Here is a 5,068-nt window from a genome sequence, read left to right as displayed (position 1 = left end):
AAACGGCCTGCAGGTAGCAGTCCACGCTATGGGGGACGCAGCCATTCAGCGGGTGATCGATGTCTGCCGGGACCTGGATCCCTGGCTGGCCGGCCAGCCGTCGGTCAGAATCGAGCACGCTTCGCTTCTCTCAGATCAGATGATCAAGGAGCTGAAGGCAGCCAAAATCGGCCTGGCCGTGTCGACGCAGCCGATCTTCTTCTTTGCCGAAGAAGAATCCTACCAGCAGTTTTTGGCAGCCGACCAGCTGCGGCTGGCTTACCGGATCAAGAGCCTGGAGGAAGGCGGCGTCCTCTTCAGCCTGAGTTCGGACGCCCCCTGCACCCCGTGGGCTGAACCGGACAGTCCTTTTTACGGCATTTACGCAGCCGTCACCCGGCGGACGGCTTCAGGCGGCTTCATCAATGAAGACGAGGGAATTTCCGTGCCTCAGGCAGTCCTGGCTTATACCAGAGACGCGGCCAAAATGGGCGGCTTCGTGAACAACGGTACCTTGACGCCAGGCAAGGACGCGGACTTCGTCATTTTGGACCGGGACATTTTTGCCCAGAAAGCGGCGGATTTGGCCCAGGTCAAGGCGGCATCGACCTGGATCGGCGGCGAAAAGGTCTGGAGCAGGGAAGCAGCAAAATAGCAAAGAAAAAAGCCTTACCGGATTATGCCGGCAAGGCTTTTTTGCTGTTTAACTGAGATTAGTCAACGTCCACGCTTGGTTCATCCTTGGTCAAGACTGCTGACTTGTCCGGCTTGATGCCGAAGAATTCTTCCAAAAGGCCGGCCAGGTCGTTCATGGCTTCGCTGGCCCGCTGAGCCTGCTCGGCCGTGACGGATTCGATGACGATGACGCCCTTGGTGGAGTCTTCGTCCAGCATGGTTCTTTGCGCGTCACGCCAGTTGAGGCAGCGGCAGACGGCGCCTTCGTCGTCGTACCAGGCAACTTCGCCTTCAAGGGTTGGTTCTTCCTTGTCGGCACCGACCGGACGGAAGGCCAGGCCTTCGTGAACCAGGCCCAGGTGCATGGTGCCGGCCAGTTTCTCCTGGTCTTCAATGCCGATCGGCACGCCGTGAGCCAGGGAAACAGAGTTGTAGACGTCTACCAGCGGCGAGATCGGCCGCAGTTCTTCGCCCTTGTCGATCCGCTTGAGCAGGGCTTCGATGGATGCCCGGGCGCCTTTCTTCTTTTTAAATTGCTGGTAGGCCTTGCGCCATTCATCAACGACTTGGTTCTTGCTGAATGGTGATGCGCCCAAAAAGTCTTCCGCCTTGTCGCTGCCTTCTCTGAGCAGCTTGCGCCGGCGGGCCAGGTTATCGTCGCTGTCGTGGTTGTCAATGCCGCTGACCAGCATGATGTTTACTTGAGCTTCAGGGAAGAGGTCCCAGAAGCTGTTGTCAACAGTAACTTTTTCTAACATGATTGCTCTTTCTTTCTATAAAAATTGTTTTTACACTGTTAGTATACTACTTTTGAAGCATTTTCCCTAGTTACCAAAGTTCATTGCTGCTGCCCCGCTTGGCCCGGTAGCTCTCCTGCAGGAGCCCGTCAAAAAAGTGCTGCAGGGAGATCTGCCCCCGCTCCATTTCCTTGCCGTTCTGGTGCTGCATTTCCACGTGGATGTTCTGGTATTCAAACAGGTTGTTGGCATAGTCCAGCAGCATTTCGTTGTCCGGGTAGTCGATGCACATGGTGGCCAGGTTGACGATGCCGATGTGCAGCGTCCGCCGGATCCGCTGGTAGATGACCTTTTTCTCCCGGCTGCTGATGTTGAGGTTTTCCTCCAGTTCGACCTGGTCGAAGCTTTGGTCCTTGTCGACCATCAGGCGGATGATCTTCATGATGTCCTCGTAGCCTTTTTCTGAAGCAATGCCCAAAAAGCGCAGGGTGTCCGTCACGTGGTCGATCTGCAGGCGGTGGGTCGTCTGCTGGCGGCCGTAAGGACTGTTGAGGTTGCCGGACAATTCGCTGATGACCCGGAGGTTGCTGAGCAGCTGCAGCTGAGTGCTGATGATCTTGGAGATGTGCGAGATCTCGACGGAATTGAGCTGGTGGTGGATGAAGAAGTCGCAGCCGTTCTGGTAGGCGGCCGTGATCAATGATTCAGAGGGCGTGTTGGCCGTCATGATCACCCGGGGCAGGATGTTGGCCTGCTTGAGCCGCCTTAAAAGGGCCAGGCCGTCGAAAGGAGCCAGGTCATAGTCGACCACCAATACGTCGACCCTAAGCTGGCGCAGATCATCGAAGGTCCGTTGGGCATCGGTCGACCGGCCGACGACGATGTTTTCGAAGTTGCGCTCCAAGGCGTCACTAATTAGTTGTAAGTTTCTGGTGCTTTTGTTTGCTATATAAAAGTGCATTTTCGCGATTTTTCCTTGTTTTTGAAGTAGTTTGAAGTTCTTTGAGTCAACACGCTTATTTTACCACAAAACAAAGTTAATATAAAAAAGTGTATAAATGGCTGAAAAGTATCCGTAGGTCCGTATAAGCCGGCTTCTATTCACTAAAAGAATTCAATTATTCACTTCAGAAAAACTAATTAATTGATTTTTGATTTTTTGTATTAAATTTTTCTGTTTTTTGCCGTTGTGGTCTGAAAACGCTTTCTATAATGATAATCGTAAACAAGTGAAAAACACAAAACATATTAGAAAACAGGAGGAAGCTATCATGGCTTTTAATTTACGCAACCGTAGTTACTTGACTCTCGCAGACTTTAACACTCGTGAAATGGAATACCTGCTTGACTTGGCAGAACAACTGAAGAAGGACAAGTACGCTGGTGTTGAACAACCTCGTTTGAAGGGCAAGAACATTGCTTTGATCTTCGAAAAGGACTCAACCAGAACCCGTTGCTCATTCGAAGTTGGTGCCCACGACCAAGGCGCTCACGTAACTTACCTTGGGCCAAGCGGCTCACACTTCGGCCACAAGGAATCAGTTAAGGACACTGCTCGCGTATTGGGCGGCATGTTCGACGGTATCGAATTCCGTGGCTTCTCACAAGAAGCAGCTGAAACTTTGGCTAAGTACTCTGGTGTTCCAGTTTGGAACGGTTTGACTGACGCTGACCACCCAACTCAAGTTTTGGCCGACTTCTTGACTGCAAAGGAAGTTTTGAAGAAGGAATACAAGGACATCAAGTTTGCCTTTGTTGGTGACGGCCACGACAACGTATCAAACGCTTTGATGCTGGGTGCTGCCGTTATGGGTATGGAATACCACGTTGTAACTCCTCCAGAACTGAACCCAAGCGAAGAAACTTTGGCAAAGGCTAACGCAATCGCTAAGGAAACTGGCGCCAAGATCGTTGTTTCAAACGACATCAAGGAAGGCGTTAAGGGCATGGACGTAATCTACGGCGACGTTTGGGTATCAATGGGTGAATCCGACGACAAGTGGAAGAAGCGGATCGAATTGCTTTCACCATACCAAATCACCATGGACGTTCTTAAGGCTACTGAAAACCCTAACGTTATCTTCGAACACTGCCTGCCAGCCTTCCACAACCTGGAAACTGAAGTTGGCCGTGAAGTTTACGAAAAGTTCGGTCTGAAGGAACTTGAAGTAACTGACGAAGTCTTCGAAAGCAAGCACTCAGTTGTCTTCCGTGAAGCTGAAAACAGAATGCACACCATCAAGGCTGTCATGGTTGCTACCTTGGGCGACTAATCAAGAAGAGGTGCTCTTATGTCAAAAGTTGTTGTAGCATTGGGCGGTAACGCCCTCGGCAAGTCACCAGCCGAACAATTGGAATTGGTTAAGAACACAGCTTCCTCTCTGATCGGTTTGATCAGCGCCGGCAACGAAGTAGTCATCAGCCACGGCAACGGCCCGCAGGTTGGCCAGATCAACCTGGGCATGAGCTATGCGGCTGAACACGGCCAAAGCGCAGCCTTCCCGTTCCCTGAATGCGGGGCAATGAGCCAGGGCTACATTGGCTACCACCTCCAACAGAGCCTGCAAAACGAACTGCAAAAGCGCGGCATGACCAAGGATGTGGCCACGATCGTGACGCAGATCGTTGTAGACCCGGCCGACCCGGCCTTCCAAAACCCGACCAAGCCGATCGGTGCCTTCTACACCAAGGAAGAAGCTGACTCGATCGCTGAAGACAAGGGTTACATCTTCAAGGAAGACGCTGGCCGCGGCTGGCGGCAGGTTGTTCCTTCACCGACTCCAAAGAGAATCGTTGAATTGAACAGCATCAAGACCTTGATTGAAGCAGATGAGCTCGTGATCGCCGGCGGTGGCGGCGGGGTGCCAGTAGTTGAGACCGAAGAAGGCCTCAAGGGCGTTCCAGCCGTCATCGACAAGGACCGCTCCAGCGCTTTGTTGGCAGACAACGTTGGCGCGGACAAGCTGATCATCTTGACCGCTGTTGACTACGTGGCAATCAACTTCAACAAGCCAGACCAAAAGAACCTGGAAAACATTTCTGTTGCCGAAGCCCAAAAGTACATTGATGAAGATCAATTTGCTGCCGGCAGCATGCTTCCAAAGGTTCAAGCCTGCATGTCATTCGTTGAAGGCCACCCTGAAAGAGAAGCCATCATTACCTCTCTGTCAGGTCTGGACGCTGCACTCGCTGGACAGTTGGGGACTGTCATCCACGCGTAAGCAGGTCTCACCGAACGGTTTAAATTTTAGTGTAAAAAATCTCTCTTTAAAAATTACGAACAACTAGTTTTAAGTTGAGTTAGTCCGTTTAGTAGGTTAGCTCGACGATTTATAACCACACAATCATTAGGAAATTAGGAAATAGTACAATTATAGGAGTGTAAAGATCATGACAAGTCCTATTCATGTTACTTCAGAAATTGGTAAGTTGAAGACGGTTATGTTGCACAGGCCAGGGCGCGAAATTGAAAACATTACGCCTGACTCAATGGAACGGTTGCTTTTTGACGACATTCCATACCTGCCGATCGCTCAAGAAGAACACGACTTCTTCGCACAAACTCTGCGCGACAACGGCGCCGAAGTCATCTACACCGAAGACCTGGCTGCCGAAGCTTTGGCAGACGAAGCCGTCAGAAACGAATTTATTGAAAGACAAGTTGCAGAAGCCGGCTT

General features: G+C 51.4%; 6 protein-coding genes. 4 read left to right on the top strand and 2 right to left on the bottom strand.

The features are described 5' to 3' along the window. Positions 1–634: amidohydrolase family protein (locus lacNas_RS02450; RefSeq protein WP_244661404.1), on the top strand; the 634-nt coding region annotated here is incomplete at its 5' end. A gap of 58 nt (positions 635–692) precedes the next feature. Here the strand turns inward: lacNas_RS02450 and lacNas_RS02445 are convergent. After that, complete coding sequence (locus lacNas_RS02445) at positions 693–1,412, bottom strand: B3/B4 domain-containing protein (protein ID WP_201331238.1); 720 nt, start codon at positions 1,410–1,412, stop codon at positions 693–695. 70 nt (positions 1,413–1,482) lie between these two features. After that, a complete protein-coding gene (locus tag lacNas_RS02440) occupies positions 1,483–2,352 on the bottom strand; it encodes a DNA-binding domain-containing protein (RefSeq protein WP_201331237.1) in 870 nt (289 codons plus the stop codon). A 310-nt stretch (positions 2,353–2,662) separates the two neighbouring features. On the opposite strand from lacNas_RS02440, the gene argF reads away from it, so the two are divergent. The 3 genes from argF to lacNas_RS02425 form a co-directional block, all read left to right on the top strand. After that, positions 2,663–3,664: an ornithine carbamoyltransferase gene (gene argF, locus lacNas_RS02435; RefSeq protein ID WP_025896204.1), complete on the top strand. Its 1,002-nt coding sequence runs from the start codon at positions 2,663–2,665 to the stop codon at positions 3,662–3,664. A gap of 18 nt (positions 3,665–3,682) precedes the next feature. After that, on the top strand, positions 3,683–4,612 hold the full coding sequence (gene arcC / locus lacNas_RS02430) for a carbamate kinase (RefSeq protein ID WP_201331236.1): 930 nt from the start codon (positions 3,683–3,685) through the stop codon (positions 4,610–4,612). 169 nt (positions 4,613–4,781) lie between these two features. Next, positions 4,782–5,068, top strand: a 287-nt coding sequence (locus lacNas_RS02425; RefSeq protein ID WP_244661403.1) for an arginine deiminase family protein, incomplete at its 3' end; no start/stop codon positions are given.

Source organism: Lactobacillus nasalidis (assembly GCF_016587775.1).
Lineage (GTDB): Bacteria > Bacillota > Bacilli > Lactobacillales > Lactobacillaceae > Lactobacillus > Lactobacillus nasalidis.
The sequence above is the reverse complement of the archived record's forward strand: the minus strand, read 5'-3'. Positions and strand labels throughout refer to the sequence as shown.

Coding starts and splice junctions, on each gene's coding strand:
- arcC (WP_201331236.1), top strand. CDS start 3,683: ATGTCAAAAGTTGTTGTAGCATTGGGCGGTAACGCCCTCGGCAAGTCA.
- lacNas_RS02445 (WP_201331238.1), bottom strand. CDS start 1,412: ATGTTAGAAAAAGTTACTGTTGACAACAGCTTCTGGGACCTCTTCCCT.
- lacNas_RS02440 (WP_201331237.1), bottom strand. CDS start 2,352: ATGCACTTTTATATAGCAAACAAAAGCACCAGAAACTTACAACTAATT.
- argF (WP_025896204.1), top strand. CDS start 2,663: ATGGCTTTTAATTTACGCAACCGTAGTTACTTGACTCTCGCAGACTTT.